15 protein-coding genes and 1 riboswitch are annotated in these 14417 nt (G+C 66.9%); of the genes, 6 read left to right on the top strand and 9 right to left on the bottom strand.

Going from position 1 to position 14417, the window contains the following annotated elements; genetic code table 11:
• Nucleotides 1–49: 49 nt before the first annotated feature.
• The 4 genes from AC56LK_RS10765 to AC56LK_RS10750 are packed head-to-tail and all read right to left on the bottom strand — an operon-like array spanning nucleotide 50 to nucleotide 4903.
• Entirely contained in the window at nucleotides 50–1282 is a 1233-nt protein-coding gene (locus AC56LK_RS10765; protein WP_497184542.1) for a multifunctional CCA addition/repair protein, read from the bottom strand.
• A gap of 4 nt (nucleotides 1283–1286) precedes the next feature.
• A complete protein-coding gene (locus AC56LK_RS10760) occupies nucleotides 1287–2006 on the bottom strand; it encodes a glutathione S-transferase family protein (protein WP_497184541.1) in 720 nt (239 codons plus the stop codon).
• A gap of 26 nt (nucleotides 2007–2032) precedes the next feature.
• Nucleotides 2033–2995 carry a complex I NDUFA9 subunit family protein gene (locus AC56LK_RS10755; protein WP_497184540.1) on the bottom strand — a complete coding sequence of 321 codons (963 nt, stop codon included), beginning with the start codon at nucleotides 2993–2995 and terminating at the stop codon, nucleotides 2033–2035.
• 21 nt (nucleotides 2996–3016) lie between these two features.
• A complete protein-coding gene (locus tag AC56LK_RS10750; RefSeq protein ID WP_497184539.1) occupies nucleotides 3017–4903 on the bottom strand; it encodes a lytic transglycosylase domain-containing protein in 1887 nt (628 codons plus the stop codon).
• A gap of 254 nt (nucleotides 4904–5157) precedes the next feature.
• Here AC56LK_RS10750 and AC56LK_RS10745 point away from each other — a divergent pair, with 254 nt between their 5' ends.
• The gene (locus tag AC56LK_RS10745) at nucleotides 5158–5694 is read left to right on the top strand and encodes a 5-formyltetrahydrofolate cyclo-ligase (protein ID WP_497184538.1); all 537 of its coding nucleotides are present in this window, start codon (nucleotides 5158–5160) and stop codon (nucleotides 5692–5694) included.
• 32 nt (nucleotides 5695–5726) lie between these two features.
• On the opposite strand, the gene metF is transcribed toward AC56LK_RS10745, so the two are convergent.
• From metF to metK, 4 genes are all read right to left on the bottom strand, one after another.
• Nucleotides 5727–6557, bottom strand: a complete 831-nt coding sequence (gene metF / locus AC56LK_RS10740) for a methylenetetrahydrofolate reductase [NAD(P)H] (protein WP_497184537.1) — start codon at nucleotides 6555–6557, stop codon at nucleotides 5727–5729.
• A complete protein-coding gene (locus tag AC56LK_RS10735; RefSeq protein ID WP_497184536.1) occupies nucleotides 6544–6900 on the bottom strand; it encodes a phage holin family protein in 357 nt (118 codons plus the stop codon). The genes metF and AC56LK_RS10735 overlap by 14 nt, the downstream gene beginning before the upstream one ends.
• 57 nt (nucleotides 6901–6957) lie before the next feature.
• On the bottom strand, nucleotides 6958–8382 hold the full coding sequence (ahcY, locus tag AC56LK_RS10730) for an adenosylhomocysteinase (protein ID WP_497184535.1): 1425 nt from the start codon (nucleotides 8380–8382) through the stop codon (nucleotides 6958–6960).
• 28 nt (nucleotides 8383–8410) lie between these two features.
• Nucleotides 8411–8483: riboswitch (S-adenosyl-L-homocysteine riboswitch) on the bottom strand.
• 54 nt (nucleotides 8484–8537) lie between these two features.
• Nucleotides 8538–9704 (bottom strand): methionine adenosyltransferase, encoded by a 1167-nt coding sequence (gene metK, locus AC56LK_RS10725; protein WP_497184534.1) that lies wholly within the window; start codon nucleotides 9702–9704, stop codon nucleotides 8538–8540.
• 188 nt (nucleotides 9705–9892) lie between these two features.
• Between metK and AC56LK_RS10720 the strand changes: the two genes are divergently transcribed.
• The 4 genes from AC56LK_RS10720 to AC56LK_RS10705 are packed head-to-tail and all read left to right on the top strand — an operon-like array spanning nucleotide 9893 to nucleotide 13132.
• On the top strand, nucleotides 9893–10744 hold the full coding sequence (locus tag AC56LK_RS10720; RefSeq protein WP_497184533.1) for a lysophospholipid acyltransferase family protein: 852 nt from the start codon (nucleotides 9893–9895) through the stop codon (nucleotides 10742–10744).
• On the top strand, nucleotides 10741–11604 hold the full coding sequence (locus AC56LK_RS10715) for an LpxL/LpxP family acyltransferase (RefSeq protein ID WP_497184532.1): 864 nt from the start codon (nucleotides 10741–10743) through the stop codon (nucleotides 11602–11604). Before AC56LK_RS10720 ends, AC56LK_RS10715 begins: the two co-directional genes overlap by 4 nt.
• A gap of 21 nt (nucleotides 11605–11625) precedes the next feature.
• Nucleotides 11626–12477 (top strand): diaminopimelate epimerase, encoded by an 852-nt coding sequence (gene dapF / locus AC56LK_RS10710; protein WP_497184531.1) that lies wholly within the window; start codon nucleotides 11626–11628, stop codon nucleotides 12475–12477.
• Between the two features lie 25 nt (nucleotides 12478–12502).
• Nucleotides 12503–13132, top strand: a complete 630-nt coding sequence (locus tag AC56LK_RS10705) for a nucleotidyltransferase family protein (RefSeq protein WP_497184530.1) — start codon at nucleotides 12503–12505, stop codon at nucleotides 13130–13132.
• On the opposite strand, the gene AC56LK_RS10700 is transcribed toward AC56LK_RS10705, so the two are convergent.
• Nucleotides 13060–13431 carry a cupin domain-containing protein gene (locus tag AC56LK_RS10700; protein WP_497184529.1) on the bottom strand — a complete coding sequence of 124 codons (372 nt, stop codon included), beginning with the start codon at nucleotides 13429–13431 and terminating at the stop codon, nucleotides 13060–13062. The genes AC56LK_RS10705 and AC56LK_RS10700 overlap by 73 nt on opposite strands.
• 70 nt (nucleotides 13432–13501) lie before the next feature.
• On the opposite strand from AC56LK_RS10700, the gene AC56LK_RS10695 reads away from it, so the two are divergent.
• Entirely contained in the window at nucleotides 13502–14416 is a 915-nt protein-coding gene (locus tag AC56LK_RS10695; protein ID WP_497184528.1) for a LysR family transcriptional regulator, read from the top strand.
• The last annotated feature ends 1 nt before the right edge of the window (nucleotide 14417 follow it).

Raw genomic sequence — 14417 nt, 5'->3', positions numbered from 1 at the left:
ATAGCAAAACCTGGCGGTTCAGTCGTGCACTGTAGGGTGGACAGCCATCTTACGGTTCCCGCAGCGCCGCCTTGACGGCCGAGACGCGCGCCGCATGCACCGCTTCCGGAATCTTCTGCCGGTCATCGGCGAAGCGCGCCGCGACTTCGCCGGCGTTCACGGCGCGTGCCGCGTCGAGGGTGCGCTGCAAATGCGGCCGCTGCGGATAGTCCTGGAAGCGCATCGGATGCTCCTCGTGCCCGCGCCCGCGCGCATCGCATTCTGAGGCCAGCAGCATCTGCGCGAAGCGCTCCGGCTTGCGGAAGGCGTCGCAGCGCTCGAACAGGGTGACGATGGTATTCGCCCGCAGCTGGAGGGCGCGGCTCACGTTGCCGTGCTCGCGCGCGGTCATCAGGGCCAGGTCGCGGCATTCATTGGGCACCTTCAGGCGCTTGCACACGGCCGTGACCAGTTTCATGCCCTCGAATTCGTGGCCGTGGTGGGCCGGCCAGGTTTCGCTTGGGGAGATGCCCTTGCCCAGGTCGTGCACCAGGGCAGCGAAGCGCACTTCCAGCGGCAGCGCCTGCGACGCGGCGTAGTCGATCACCAGCATGACGTGCACGCCCGTGTCGACTTCCGGATGGTGCAGCGGCGGTTGCGGCACGCCCCACAGGGCGTCGAGCTCGGGCAGGATGCGTTTCAATGCGCCGCAGTCGCGCAGCACGGCGAACATGCGCGAAGGCCGTTCTTCCATCAGCCCGCGCGCCAGTTCCTGCCACACGCGCTCGGGCACCAGGGCGTCGACCTCCCCCGCCGCGACCATGCCCTGCATCAGCGCGAGGGTGGTCTCGTGCACGCGAAAATCCGGAAAGCGCGCGGCGAAGCGCGCCAGGCGCAGGATGCGCACCGGGTCTTCGGCGAAGGCGCCCGACACGTGGCGGAAGATGCGGTCGCGCAGGTCGGCCTGGCCATCGTAGGGATCGACGATGCTGCCGTCCTCGGCGCGCGCCATGGCATTGATGGTCAGGTCGCGCCGCACCAGGTCGTCCTCGAGCGTGACCTCGGGTGAAGTGTGGAACACGAAGCCGTGATAGCCGGGCGCGGTCTTGCGTTCGGTGCGGGCCAGCGCGTATTCCTCGTGCGTCTCGGGATGCAGGAAGACCGGGAAGTCCTTGCCGACCGGGCGGAAGCCCTGCGCCACCATCTGCTCCGGGGTGGCGCCGACCACCACGTGGTCGCGGTCCGTTACCTGCCGCCCGAGCAGTTCGTCGCGCACGGCGCCGCCGACCACGTAGCTGCGCATGCGCTTATTCCTGCGGCAGCTCGAGGTCGTGCAGCGGGGTCGCATCGTCCTCGCGCATCGCTTCGTCGACCCAGCGCGCCACCGCCGGGTGGGCCAGCACGCGCTCGCAATAAGCCTGCAGCGCCGGGGCCAGGGCCACGCCATAGGTCTGGAAGCGGCATACCACCGGGGCATAGAAGGCGTCGGCGATCGAGAACTCGCCGAACAGGAAGCCGTGGTGGCCGAAGCGCGCCAGGCAGTCTTCCCAGATCTCGCAGATGCGGCCGATGTCGGCCTGGGCACCCGGTGTGCGGCCGCGTCCCGGCAGCCGCGCCTGGATGTTCATGGTCATCGCGGTGCGCAGCTCACTGAAGCCGGAGTGCATCTCGGCCACGACCGAACGCGCCAGCGCGCGCGCGGCGACGTCCTGCGGCCACATGTGCTTGTCCGGGAACTGCTCGGCCAGGTATTCGACGATGGCCAGGCTGTCCCAGATCGTCATCTCGCCCGCCAGCAGCACCGGCACCCGGCCCGCATGCGAGTAGCGCGCGATGTTGGCGGCGGTGTCGGGCTTGTCGAGCAGGACGCGGACCTCGGTGAACGGAATCCCGAACGCCACCGCGGCCACCCAGGGCCGCATCGACCACGACGACACGTTCTTGTTGCCGATGACGAGGGTCAGGCCGGGCTGGCGGGCCTGCTCGAGGGTGGAAGACAGGGTCGGGTCGAGTTCGATGGTCTGCATGGCGTCCTATGAGTGGGTGGGTGAAATCAGCGGCCTGCGTGCTCGCGGTAATCGTCCAGGCCGCGCGGCGTGGCCAGGTAGTGCGGCGCGGCGGCTTCGAGCGACGTCAGCTTGATTCCCAGCGCCTCCGCTGTCAAGGCTTGCGTACGCGGATCGACGACATTATCCGTCTTCATCGAATCGAGGTTGTCGCGGCTGATCACGGGCTCGCCGGGCAGCAGCTCGAATAGCCGCGCCTGCAGGCGCGCGGCCCAGTCGGGCAGCCCCAGCACGCGCCGTTCGTGGCCGCTGTAGCGGCCGGCCAGGTGCACCAGCTCGGCCAGGGTGTAGACCCTCGGGCCGCCCAGTTCGATGGTGGCGCCGCGCGTCTGCGGTTCGCGCAGGGCCAGGGAAAAGGCGGCGGCCACGTCTTCCACGTACACCGGCTGGAAGCGCGCGTCCGGACGGGCCAGCGGCAGCACCGGCAGGTGGCGCTGGAGCCTGGCGAACATGGTGAGGAAATGGTCGCCCGGCCCGAACACCACCGAGGGACGGAAGATGGTGCTCGCCACCTGCGGCTGGCTGCACGCCGCCAGCTCGCCGTCGGCCTTGGAGCGCTGGTACATCGAGGCACCCCGGGGGCTGGCGCCGAGCGCGCTCATGTGCAGGTAGCGCGCCACGCCCACGTCGCGGCACGCCTCGGCGATGCGGCGCGGCAGGTCCACGTGCAGGCGCCGGAAGCCCGGGCCGTAGGGCCTGCCGTGGCCGCCGTGCAGCACGCCGACCAGGTTGATGACGGCCGTGCTTCCCGCCAGCAGGCGGCGCAGCGTGGCGTCGTCGTGGATGTCGGCCAGCTCCAGGTCGAGGTAGGGCAAGGTGGTGAGGTGCTTGGCGCGCTCGTAGTGGCGCGCCGCGACCCGCGTGCTGACGCCGTCCGCCGCCAGGCGCGCCAGCAGGTGGCCGCCGATGAAGCCGGTACCGCCGATGACCACCACGTACTGTTCGCGCATGGCCGTTCTCCTCAGTGGGATTCAGGGCAGGATGGATACGCGCTCGCGCGGCTGCACGGGACGCACCCGGGTCCGGATCGACTGCGGCTTGTTTTCGAACACGGCGGCGTAGTTGGTGGCATTGGCCAGCACGTTGCGCACGTAGCCGCGGGTTTCGGAGAACGGGATCGATTCGACGAACACCGCGCCTTCCATCGGCTGGTCGAGCACGCCGCGCCAGGCACGGGCGCGCGAAGGGCCGGCGTTGTAGGCGGCGGTGGCGAGGATTTCATCGCCGTCGAAGTTCTCCAGCACCATGTTCATGTAATTGGCGCCGAGCGTGATATTGGTCCGCAGGTCGTTGAGCATGCCGTGCACGAAGTTGTCCATCCCAATCTTGGCCGCCACCCACCTGCCGGTGGCGGGCATCACCTGCATCAGGCCGGAGGCGCCGACGCCGGAGCGCGCATCGCTGATGAAGCGCGACTCCTGGCGGATCAGGCCGTAGACCCAGGCCTTGTCGAGGCCCAGGCCCTGCGCGGTCGGGTGCAGCACGTCCAGGTGCGGCGCCGGGAAACGCTGTGCGTAGTCGAGTTCGGTTCGGGTGCGCAGCGAGGTCTCGACCGTACGGTCGAGCAGGTCATTGCGGCGAGCGAGTTCTCCGGCGGCCAGCAACTGACGGTCAGACATGCCGCGCAGCCCCCAGTTCCATTCGCGGTTGCCTTCCGCGCGCAGGCGCAAGGCATAGAACTTCAGCGCGCGCTGCAGGCTCGGGTTGGCGCCTGCCTGCGCCAGCTCGTCCGCACTGACCGCCGCGGCCGGCGGCGGCGCCACCACCTGCCGGCCGAGGTCGTCCAGCGCCAGCTGCCCATAAAAGTTATGCGGACTGGCGATGCGCTCGAAGGCCGCGTTGGCTTCGGCAGTCCTGCCCTCGTGCTTGTCGGCCCGCGCCAGCCAGTAGACCCAGGCGCCGTCGGCGCGCAGGTTCGGGGGCATCGCCTCGATGGTCGCGCGCACGGTCTTCCAGTCGCCGCGGCGCAGGGCGATGCGGGTCTTCCACTGCAGTTGCTCGCTGGTCAGCCGGATGCCGTTGGCGCGCTGCCACCACGTGTAGGCCTCGGGCTCCAGCCTGATCGAGGCCGCATGCGCGATGCTGGCCCAGCCGACGGCGCGTTCTTCGGCACTCAGTGACGGACTGTTTTTCTCCAGCGCGACCGTGGCCACCTTGAGACTGGTGCGCGCCATGCGGCCGATCGCCACCAGGTAGATGGCGCGCTCGGCAGGGGTCTTGCCGATCCCGCGCGCCATCGCCACCGCGGGTGCATCGACCGCCTGGGCGGCGCGGGTATCGGAGGCGCCAAGCAAAGCTGCGGCCCGGCGCGCCGGGCCGGTGGCGTCGGCCTCGCCGGCGAGGCGCAGCTGCCAGCGCAGGTCATCCTCGGTGAACTGGCGGTCTTGCACCAGTTGGGCGATCAGGGCGGCGCAGGCTTCGCCGTAGTACTCCGGATCGAGCAGCAGGCCGCGTGCTTCCTGTGCCACCGCTTCGCCGCGGCTGGCGCGTGCCAGCAGGGCGTAGCAGCGCAGTTGCAGGTTGCTGCCGGCCAGCTGCCCGACTTCACGCTCGAAGCCGACCCAGTCGCGCCGGCGGCCCATCTCGAGCAGCCATTCGCTGCGCAGCAGTTCGGCGGCGGCCGTGCCCTCGTGGCGGCGCAGGGCCTCGCGGATTTCCTCAGCGCTGGCGTCGCGTATCCGGGGTTTCAGACGATAATAGTCCACGTAGGACGCCAGCGAATAGTTCGGCGGCAGGCGCGATGCAAGGGCGTTGGTGCCCGCGGCGTCGTTCTTGCGCGCGGCTTCGCGCAGCAGCAGGAAGTTGTCGTCGTCGGCACGCGTATCGATTGCCGGGGCTGCCGCGGGTGCCGTGGGCACGGTCGGCGCGCCGGGCGGCACCGGTGGAACGGACTGGGCGGCCTGCCCCACGGCAGGGGCGGACTCGGCGTGGACTATGCCTGCAGGCAGCGTCCACATTGCAAAAACGACAGCAAGGGCGACCGGCAGGGAGCCGGTTGTCAATCTCGATTGAAACATCCACAACTCTCAATGTACGCTGCATTCAAACCATGACCGGCGAATCAAGAATACCATGCGCCCCCGGGCTTCTGCCAGACGCAGGCGCAAGCGCGATGCTGGACAAACCAGGCTTGCGCCGGATGCTCAAGGAAAGGCGCCGCGCCATCGACCACGACACGAAACGCGCCTGGGACGACCGCATCGGGGCGCGCGTGCTGGCCTGGTGGCAAGCCAATCAGGGCAGCAGGCTGGCGGTCTATTGGCCCCTCGCCGGCGAACCCGACTTGCGTCCAGCCTACGCGGAATTGGCCGAGGCAGGCGTACGGCTGGCTCTGCCTGTCGTGCTGGCACGCGATGCGGCGCTTGGCTTTGCCGAATGGGTGCCGGGCGAGCCGACCGTGGCGGACAGCCTGGGCGTGGCGGTGCCGGCGGAATTGCGGACAGTGGAGCGGCCGGATGTGCTCTTGATTCCCTGCCTGGGCTTCGATGCACGCGGCTACCGGCTGGGGTACGGGGGCGGGTTTTATGACAGGACGCTGGCTGCGCAGCCAAGGCCGAGGACGCTGGGCATCGCGTATGCGTGCCAGCAGGCGGAATTCGGGATCGGGGAATATGACATTCCGCTCGATGAGATCATTACCGAAGTATAGGGAGGGCAGGCATCGCCGACCCTCCCTACGAATTACTTCACCAGCCGCTGCCAGATCGCGGTGGTCGCCGCCGCCTGGTTCATGCTGTAGAAGTGCAAGCCCGGCGCACCGCCCGCCAGCAGGCGTTCGCACAGGCTGGTAACCACGTCCAGGCCGAAGGCCTTGATCGAGGCGGAGTCGTCGCCGAAGCTGGCCAGCTTGTTGCGCACCCAGCGCGGGATCTCGGCGCCGCACATGTCCGAGAAGCGCATCAGCTGCGTGTAGTTGGTGATCGGCATGATGCCCGCCACCACCGGCACATCCACGCCCAGCTTGCGCGCATTGTCGACGAAGTCGAAATACGCGTCCGCGTTATAGAAATACTGGGTGATCGCGGCATTCGCGCCGGCTTGCACCTTGCGCGCGAAGGCTTGCAGGTCGTCCTGGGGCGAACGGGCCTGCGGGTGCATTTCCGGATAGGCCGCGACTTCGATATGGAACCAGTCGCCGGTTTCCTTGCGGATGAACTCGACCAGCTCGTTGGCGTAGCGGAATTCACCGCCGCCGCCATAGCCGCTCGGCAGGTCGCCGCGCAGCGCGACCAGGCGGCGGATGCCATTGTCCTGGAACTGCTGCAGGATGGCGCGCAGCGACTCCCGGGTGCCGCCGACGCAGGACAGGTGCGGCGCCGCTTCGTGCCCTTCGGATTTGATCTCGAGCACGGTCTGCAAGGTGCCCTGCTGGGTAGTGCCGCCGGCGCCGAAGGTCACCGAGAAGTATTTGGGCCGCAGGTCGGCCAGCTTCTGGCGCACGACACGCAGCTTCTCGGCGCCTTCGTCCGTTTTCGGCGGGAAGAACTCGATACTGAAATTATGGGTTTCCATCTTTGTCTTTGAGGATCAAGGTAGAAAGCGCCCACGAAATGATGCTGTACAGGATGGCTGCCAGGAAGGCCGACCAGAATCCGGCCACTTCAAAGCCCTCGATCCAGTGCGATACCAGCCAGAACAGGACGGCGTTGATGACGAGGATGAACAGGCCCAGCGAAATCACGGTCACCGGCAGGGTCAGGACCACCAGCACGGGACGGATCAGGGTATTGACCAGTCCCAGCACGAGCGCAGCGATCAGCGCGGTCGTGAAGTTGGTGACGGAAACGGAGGACATCAGGTAAGGCAGGGCCATCAGGGCCAGGGCATTGATCAGCCAGGTAACAAGCAGGCGCATCGCATCGACTTTCGTGGTACGCGGGCGCTCTCGGCGCCCGCAGTGTTTGCTTACCGATTAATAACGGTAGTGGTCCGGCTTGTAAGGACCTTCCTTGCTCACCGAGATATAGGCGGCTTGCTCTTCGGTCAGCGTGGTCAGCTGGGCGTTGAGCTTTTTCAGTTGCAGGCGTGCGACCTTCTCGTCCAGGTGCTTCGGCAGCGTGTAGACGCCGACCGGGTACTTGGCGGTGTTGGCGAACAGTTCGATCTGGGCGATGGTCTGGTTCGCGAACGACGAGCTCATCACGTAGGAGGGGTGGCCGGTACCGCAGCCGAGGTTCACCAGGCGGCCTTCGGCCAGCAGGATGATGCGCTTGCCGTCCGGGAAAATCACGTGGTCGACCTGCGGCTTGATGTTTTCCCACTCGTACTTCTTGAGTGCGGCAACTTCGATCTCGTTGTCGAAGTGGCCGATGTTGCAGACGATGGCCTGGTCCTTCATCTTGAGCATGTGCTGCTCGGTGATGACGTGGTAGTTGCCGGTGCAGGTGACGAAAATGTCCCCGTGTTCGGCAGCATAGTCCATGGTCACGACGCGGTAGCCTTCCATCGCGGCCTGCAGGGCGCAGATCGGGTCGATCTCGGTGACCCAGACCTGGGCCGACAGCGCGCGCATGGCCTGGGCCGAGCCCTTGCCCACATCGCCGTAGCCGGCGATCACGGCGATCTTGCCGGCGATCATGACGTCGGTCGCGCGCTTGATGCCGTCCACCAGCGATTCGCGGCAGCCGTACAGGTTGTCGAACTTCGACTTGGTGACCGAGTCGTTGACGTTGATCGCCGGGAAGGCCAGCTTGCCTTCCTGGTGCATCTGGTACAGGCGGTGCACGCCGGTGGTGGTCTCTTCGGTCACGCCCAGGATGCATGGCAGGCGCTTCGAGTACCAGGCCGGATCACGCGCGAGACGGCCCTTGATCGAGTTGAACAGGCAGATTTCTTCTTCCGAGCCCGGCTTGTCCAGCACCGAGATGTCCTTCTCCGCGCGCACGCCCAGGTGCAGCAGCAGGGTGGCGTCGCCGCCGTCGTCCAGGATCATGTTGGCATGGGTTGCAGCCGATCCATCGCCCGGCCATTCGAAGATCCGGTGGGTGTACTCCCAGTACTCGTCCAGGGTCTCGCCCTTGACGGCGAACACCGGGGTGCCGACCGAGGCGATGGCGGCGGCAGCGTGGTCCTGGGTCGAGTAGATGTTGCACGATGCCCAGCGCACTTGCGCGCCGAGGGCTTCCAGGGTGCGGATCAGGACCGCGGTCTGGATGGTCATGTGCAGCGAACCGGCGATGCGCGCGCCCTTCAGCGGCTGGGCGGCGGCGTATTCCTCGCGGATCGCCATCAGGCCCGGCATTTCGGTTTCTGCAATGCGGATTTCCTTCTCGCCCCAGGATGCCAGGGAGATGTCTGCTACGAGGAAATCGTTGATGTCTTTGAGTACGGCGCTCATCACGCCCTCCTTTCAATGGTTGAAAAAAGTAACGTGAGCGCGGTTGCTGATATCCGAGCCTGGCGAAGATGGGAATCTTCGTCGCAACGCTCCTCGGAATAGGCGAGTTTACCATGAGTGGCGGCCTGGTGGGCCGCCACTGTTGCTGCCAGGGCTTACGCCAGGCCGGCTTCGGCGCGCAGCAGCGCCGCCTTGTCGGTGCGTTCCCAGGTGAACTCCGGCTCTTCGCGGCCGAAGTGGCCATAGGCCGCGGTCTTGGCGTAGATCGGGCGCAGCAGGTCGAGCATCTGGACGATGCCTTTCGGGCGCAGGTCGAAGTGTTCCATCACCAGCTGGGCGATCTTCTCGTCGGAGATGAGGCCGGTACCTTCGGTGTAGACGGTGATGTTGATCGGGCGCGCCACGCCGATCGCGTAGCTGACCTGCACCTGGCATTGGCGCGCCAGGCCGGCGGCCACGATGTTCTTGGCAACGTAGCGTGCGGCGTAGGCTGCCGAACGGTCGACCTTGGATGGGTCCTTGCCCGAGAACGCGCCGCCGCCGTGCGGAGCTGCGCCGCCATAGGTGTCGACGATGATCTTGCGGCCGGTCAGGCCGCAGTCGCCCTGCGGGCCGCCGATGACGAAGCGGCCGGTCGGGTTGACCAGGAACTTGGTGCCTTCGAGCCACTCGCGCGGCAGGACCGGCTTGATGATCTCTTCGATCACCGCTTCCTGGATTTGCGAGTGCGAGATTTCCGGTGCGTGCTGGGTCGACAGCACGACGGTGTCCACGGCCACCGGGCGGCCGTCGACGTAGCGCAGGGTGACCTGCGACTTGGCGTCCGGACGCAGCCATGGCAGGCGGCCATCCTTGCGCAGCTGCGACTGGCGCTCGACCAGGCGGTGCGAGTAATAGATAGCGGCCGGCATCAGTTCCGGGGTCTCGTCGCAGGCATAACCGAACATCAGGCCCTGGTCGCCCGCGCCCTGGTCGAGGTCGAGGCCAGCGCCTTCGTCGACGCCCTGGGCGATGTCAGGCGACTGCTTGTCGTAGGCCACCAGCACGGCGCAACCCTTGTAGTCGATGCCGTACTCGGTGTTGTCGTAGCCGATGCGCTTGATGGTGTTGCGCGCCACCTGGATGTAGTCGACGTTGGCGTGGGTGGTGATTTCACCCGCCAGCACCACCAGGCCGGTGTTGCACAGGGTTTCGGCAGCGACGCGCGCGCGCGGATCCTGTTCCAGGATGGCGTCGAGGATGGCGTCGGAAATCTGGTCGGCGACCTTGTCGGGGTGGCCTTCGGAAACGGATTCGGACGTGAAGAGATAGTCGTTGGACATGTGGGCTCCGGTTACTGCTGTGTTTTGAACGTGCCGCAGCAACGGGTGCCTGCGACGCTTTAGCGACATTTATATTCCGCTTCGCAAGTTGTCTATTAACTCGGCGGATCCTGCATAAAGTGGTATTTTACGCTTCCTCCAAGAATTTTGCTCTACCAAGACCCCTTCTTTCAACCCTGGTCAATCGCATGTTAGTTTTTTTATTCCGTGCACTATCGGTATTTCCATTGCCATTATTGCATGCCATCGGCGCGGCCCTCGGCTGGCTCGTCTATTTACTGTCCGGCTCGTATCGCCGCCGCCTGCGCGCCAACCTGGCCCAGGCCGGCTATGAGCAGCACCTGAACGCGGCCGTCGCCGAAGCCGGCAAGGCCATCATCGAACTGGCCTTCGTCTGGTGCGCCGATCCGCGGCGTGTCGCGCGCCATGCCAGCGTCGAGAACTGGGAGCTGGTGCAGGAACGCCTGGATGCCGGCCGCGGCATTGTCTTCCTGACGCCACACCTGGGCTGCTTCGAAATGACGGCCCAGCAGATCGCCCTGCACACGGCGCTGACCGTCATGTACCGCCCGCCGCGCAAGAGCGCGCTCAAGCCGCTGGTCGAAGGCGCCCGCGCACGCCACAACCTGAAGCTGGCCCCGGCCACCCTGTCGGGCGTGCGCATCCTGGCCAAGACCCTCAAGAGCGGCGAACCGATCGGCCTGCTGCCCGACCAGGTGCCGCAGGAGGGCGAAGGCGTGTGGGCACCGTGGTTCGGCCGCACTGCGTATACGATGACCCTGCCGGCCAAGCTGGCGCAGCTGGGCAAGGCCGACATCCTGCTGGTGTATGCCGAACGGCTGGCGCACGGCCGCGGCTATGTCGTGCGTTTCGTGCCCTTCGAGGGCAGCCTGGAAGGCTCGGCGGCGGAACAGGCAGGGTCCATCAACCGCGCCATGGAGCAGCTGATCGCGCGCTGCCCGGCGCAGTATTTCTGGAGCTATAACCGCTACAAGCAGCCGGAAGGCGTGGCCGGTCCGGAAAGCGGGGCCGCGGCATGAGGCTCCTGCTCGGTTTCCTGTGGCTGCTGCATTTCCTGCCGCTGCCCATCCTCGGCCGCTTCGGCGAAGCGGTCGGCAGCCTGATGTTCCGGATCATGGGCAAGCGCCGGCGCATCACCCTCACCAATCTGCGCCTGTGCATGCCGGAGCTGAGCGAGCGCGAACGCCACGCGATCGCGAAGCAGCATTTCCGCGCCTACGCGCGCAGCATCTTCGAACGTTCGATCCTGTGGTGGGCGCCGGAAGCGCGCGTGCGCAGCCTGATCCACGTCGAGCCGGCCGTGCCGCAGGCCGAGATGGAAGCCGGCCCGACCATCCTGCTGTGCCCGCACTTCGTCTGCCTCGACGTGGCCGGCGTGGCCTCGCGCGTGATCCCGGTGTGCAGCATGTACGTGCCGCAGAAGAACGCGGCCTTCGACAGACTGCTGCGCCACGGCCGCGAACGCTACGGTCCGGTGCGCCTGGTGACGCGCAAGGAAGGCATCAAGCCGATCCTGCGCGCGCTGCGCGACGGCCTGCCCTACTTCATGCTGCCCGACATGGACTTCGGCGAGAAGGATGCCGAGTTCGTGCCCTTCTTCGGCATCCCGGCCGCCACCCTCACCGCGCTGGGCCGCATCGCGGCCACCACCGGGGCCAAGGTGATCCCGGTGGTCGCCACCTACCTGCCGAATTACCAGGGCTGGCGTGTGCGTTTTTATCCGGCGTGGGAGAATTACCCGGGAGACGACATGGTCGAAGCGACCCGCCGCATGAATGCCTTCATCGAGGAGCGCGTGCGCGAAGCCCCGGCCGAGTACTTCTGGACGCACAAGCGCTTCAAGACCCGGCCGCCGGGCGAGCCCTCGTTCTACGAATAATGAAGCAGAACTGACACAGACATGAAACTCAAATTCACCAAGATGCACGGCGCGGGCAACGACTTCATCGTCGTCGACGCCATCCACCAGGACGTCAACCTGAGCGCGGAACAATGGCGCCGCCTGGCGGACCGGCGCTTCGGCATCGGCGCCGACCAGGTCCTGGTGGTCGAGCGCCCGGTGAGCGAAGGCTGCGACTTCCGCTACCGCATCTTCAACAGCGACGGCGGCGAAGTCGAGCAATGCGGCAACGGTGCGCGCGCCTTCGGCCGCTTCGTCAGCGACAAGGGCTTGTCCAGCGAACGCAGCATCCGCGTCGAGACCATGAAGGGCATCATCGCCCCGCGCCTCGAGGACGACGGCAGCGTCACGGTGGACATGGGCGCGCCGCGCCTGGATCCGGCCGAAGTACCTTTCGATGCCGCCGGCCTGGGAGGCTGGGCCGAGGGCGAGGACACCACCTGGCCACTGCCGGTCGGCGGCAAGACCGTGTTCGTGTCGCTGGTCTCGATGGGCAACCCGCATGCGGTGCAGGTGGTGGAGAACGTCGATACCGCGCCGGTGGAGACCATGGGCCCGGCGATCGAAACCCACGCGCGCTTCCCCAAGAAAGTGAATGCCGGCTTCATGCAGGTAGTGGACCGCCACCACATCCGCCTGCGCGTGTTCGAACGCGGCGCCGGCGAGACCCTGGCCTGCGGCACCGGCGCCTGCGCCGCCGTGGTGGCCGGGATCCGGCGCGGCCTGCTCGATTCGCCGGTACGCGTGTCGGCGCGCGGCGGTGAGCTCAGCATTGCATGGGCCGGACCGGGACAGCCGGTCTACCTGAGCGGGCCGGCGGTAACCGTGTTCGAAGGCGAAGTCGAGATCTGAAGCGCGGTCCGACGGCGCCAGCAGGATGGATCAGCTTGCCCAACTACGCTCCCTGATCGCAGCCGACGAGCGGCGCATGCGCGTCCTCCGTGCCGTGCAGGCGCTCCGCTTGCCCGATTGCTGGGTTGCTGCCGGTTTCGTCCGCAGCCGTGTCTGGGACCATCTGCACCAGTATCCCGCATCGCCGCTGCCCCAGGACATCGATGTGATCTGGTTCGATCCAGGGCAAGTGGCAGCGGAACATGACGCCGCCCTCGAGACGCGCTTGCTGGCCCGCGACGATCGCCTCCGGTGGTCCGTCAAGAACCAGGCCCGCATGCACCTGCGTAATGGCGACCGGCCGTATCGATCCGCAAGGGATGCGATGCGGCATTGGCCCGAGACCGCTACCGCGGTGGGCGTCCGGCTGGACGCGCAAGGAGGTATCGATGTCGCCGCCCCCTTCGGCCTGGACGACCTGTTCGCGCTGGTCGTGCGTCCGACCGAAGCTTTTGCAAGCGACAAACACGGCATGTATCTGGAGCGCATCCACTCGAGGCAATGGACCGCCAGATGGCCCGGCCTGAAGCTGCACGACGCGGATCACCAGGGCAAGGGAATCGCCGCGCCATGCTCGTCGACGACCGGCACCGGCGACACCGCCAGGATGCCGTAGAGGGTCAGCGCTTCACCGCCCGTGTTCACGACCTGGTGCAATTCGTTGGGCTGGCACAGGAGCACCGTGCCGGCGCCACACGGGGTATCGACGCCGTCATGCCGCATGATTCCATATCCACCTGTAAATATGATAACTTCCTCGCAGTCGTGCCGATGAAGGGGCGTGGCGGCGCCCGGACCCAGGGACTGCTGCCATACCTCGAAGGAATGGATCTGGCCCGCATGCGAAGCGAGCGTCTGGTGCTTCAGGCCTGGAAGTTCAATGGCCGGGATGGCGTCTGAGTGGCGGACTTGCATGGCAGCTCCAATAGTCTAGGGTTGGAGCGCGCATTATCGCCGCGCGTCTTTACACGGGAAACAGCACAGCATGTCCAAACCAGTTGGACACAAATTCAACACCGGCGCGGGCGCGCAGGAACTCGTCAAGCAGCGTTGCTTCGTGCAGGTCGTGCGCACGGGCGGCATCAGCAGCGCCGCGCGCCTGCTCGGACTCACGCCTTCGGCCGTCAGCAAGAACATCGCGCGCCTGGAAGCGGAGCTCGGCACCAGCCTGCTGGCACGCGACAACCGCCGGCTGGCGCCGACGGCGCGCGGCCAGCAGGCCTTCGAGGCGTGGAGCGAGCTGATCACACGGCTCGACCAGGTACAGCAGGAGCTTGCCGCACCGGAGGGCCTGGCCGGGCAGCTGGGGCTGTCGATCCCGAGCGGCATCCTGGCCTGGCTCTCGCCCCTGCTCGCGCGCTACCGGCAGGCATGGCCGCGCGTACAACTCTGCCTGAACGTCAGCGATGGCCACAGCGACCTGGTGCGGGACCGCAACGACCTGGCCCTGCGTTTCGGCCAGCTCAAGGACAGCAGCCTGCGCGCGCTGCCGCTCACCGTGACGCCGCTCGTCGTGTGCGCCTCGCCTGCCTATCTGGCGCAAGCCGGCACGCCGCGCCTGCCGGCCGACCTGGCGGATCATGTGGGCGTGTTCTTCCGCCGGCCGGACATTGGCCGGCCGCGTCCGGTGGAGCTGGTGCCCGAGTCGGTTCCCTGGCGGGCCCAGGCGATCATCAACGATGGCCAGTCCCTGGTCCAGGCGGCCCTGGCCGGCTTCGGCCTGATCCAGGTCCCGCTCATGCTGGTGCAGGCCGAGATCGATGCCGGCCAGCTGGTCGAGGTGCTGCCCGAGTGCCGTCCGGCGCCGCTCGAGGTCAACCTGGTGTTTTCCGGCGCTCCCTGGCTGCCGGCGCAGACGCGTGCCTTTGTCGACATGGCGAAGGACATGTTTCGCAAGTAAA

The sequence above is a fragment of the Telluria sp. ZB4P36 genome, from assembly GCF_059685865.1.
The sequence above is the reverse complement of the archived record's forward strand: the minus strand, read 5'-3'. Positions and strand labels throughout refer to the sequence as shown.

Coding starts and splice junctions, on each gene's coding strand:
- ahcY (WP_497184535.1), bottom strand. CDS start 8,382: ATGAGCGCCGTACTCAAAGACATCAACGATTTCCTCGTAGCAGACATC.
- dapF (WP_497184531.1), top strand. CDS start 11,626: ATGAAACTCAAATTCACCAAGATGCACGGCGCGGGCAACGACTTCATC.
- AC56LK_RS10700 (WP_497184529.1), bottom strand. CDS start 13,431: ATGCAAGTCCGCCACTCAGACGCCATCCCGGCCATTGAACTTCCAGGC.
- AC56LK_RS10755 (WP_497184540.1), bottom strand. CDS start 2,995: ATGCGCGAACAGTACGTGGTGGTCATCGGCGGTACCGGCTTCATCGGC.
- AC56LK_RS10735 (WP_497184536.1), bottom strand. CDS start 6,900: ATGCGCCTGCTTGTTACCTGGCTGATCAATGCCCTGGCCCTGATGGCC.
- AC56LK_RS10715 (WP_497184532.1), top strand. CDS start 10,741: ATGAGGCTCCTGCTCGGTTTCCTGTGGCTGCTGCATTTCCTGCCGCTG.
- AC56LK_RS10760 (WP_497184541.1), bottom strand. CDS start 2,006: ATGCAGACCATCGAACTCGACCCGACCCTGTCTTCCACCCTCGAGCAG.
- AC56LK_RS10745 (WP_497184538.1), top strand. CDS start 5,158: ATGCTGGACAAACCAGGCTTGCGCCGGATGCTCAAGGAAAGGCGCCGC.
- AC56LK_RS10765 (WP_497184542.1), bottom strand. CDS start 1,282: ATGCGCAGCTACGTGGTCGGCGGCGCCGTGCGCGACGAACTGCTCGGG.
- metF (WP_497184537.1), bottom strand. CDS start 6,557: ATGGAAACCCATAATTTCAGTATCGAGTTCTTCCCGCCGAAAACGGAC.
- AC56LK_RS10705 (WP_497184530.1), top strand. CDS start 12,503: ATGGATCAGCTTGCCCAACTACGCTCCCTGATCGCAGCCGACGAGCGG.
- AC56LK_RS10720 (WP_497184533.1), top strand. CDS start 9,893: ATGTTAGTTTTTTTATTCCGTGCACTATCGGTATTTCCATTGCCATTA.
- metK (WP_497184534.1), bottom strand. CDS start 9,704: ATGTCCAACGACTATCTCTTCACGTCCGAATCCGTTTCCGAAGGCCAC.
- AC56LK_RS10695 (WP_497184528.1), top strand. CDS start 13,502: ATGTCCAAACCAGTTGGACACAAATTCAACACCGGCGCGGGCGCGCAG.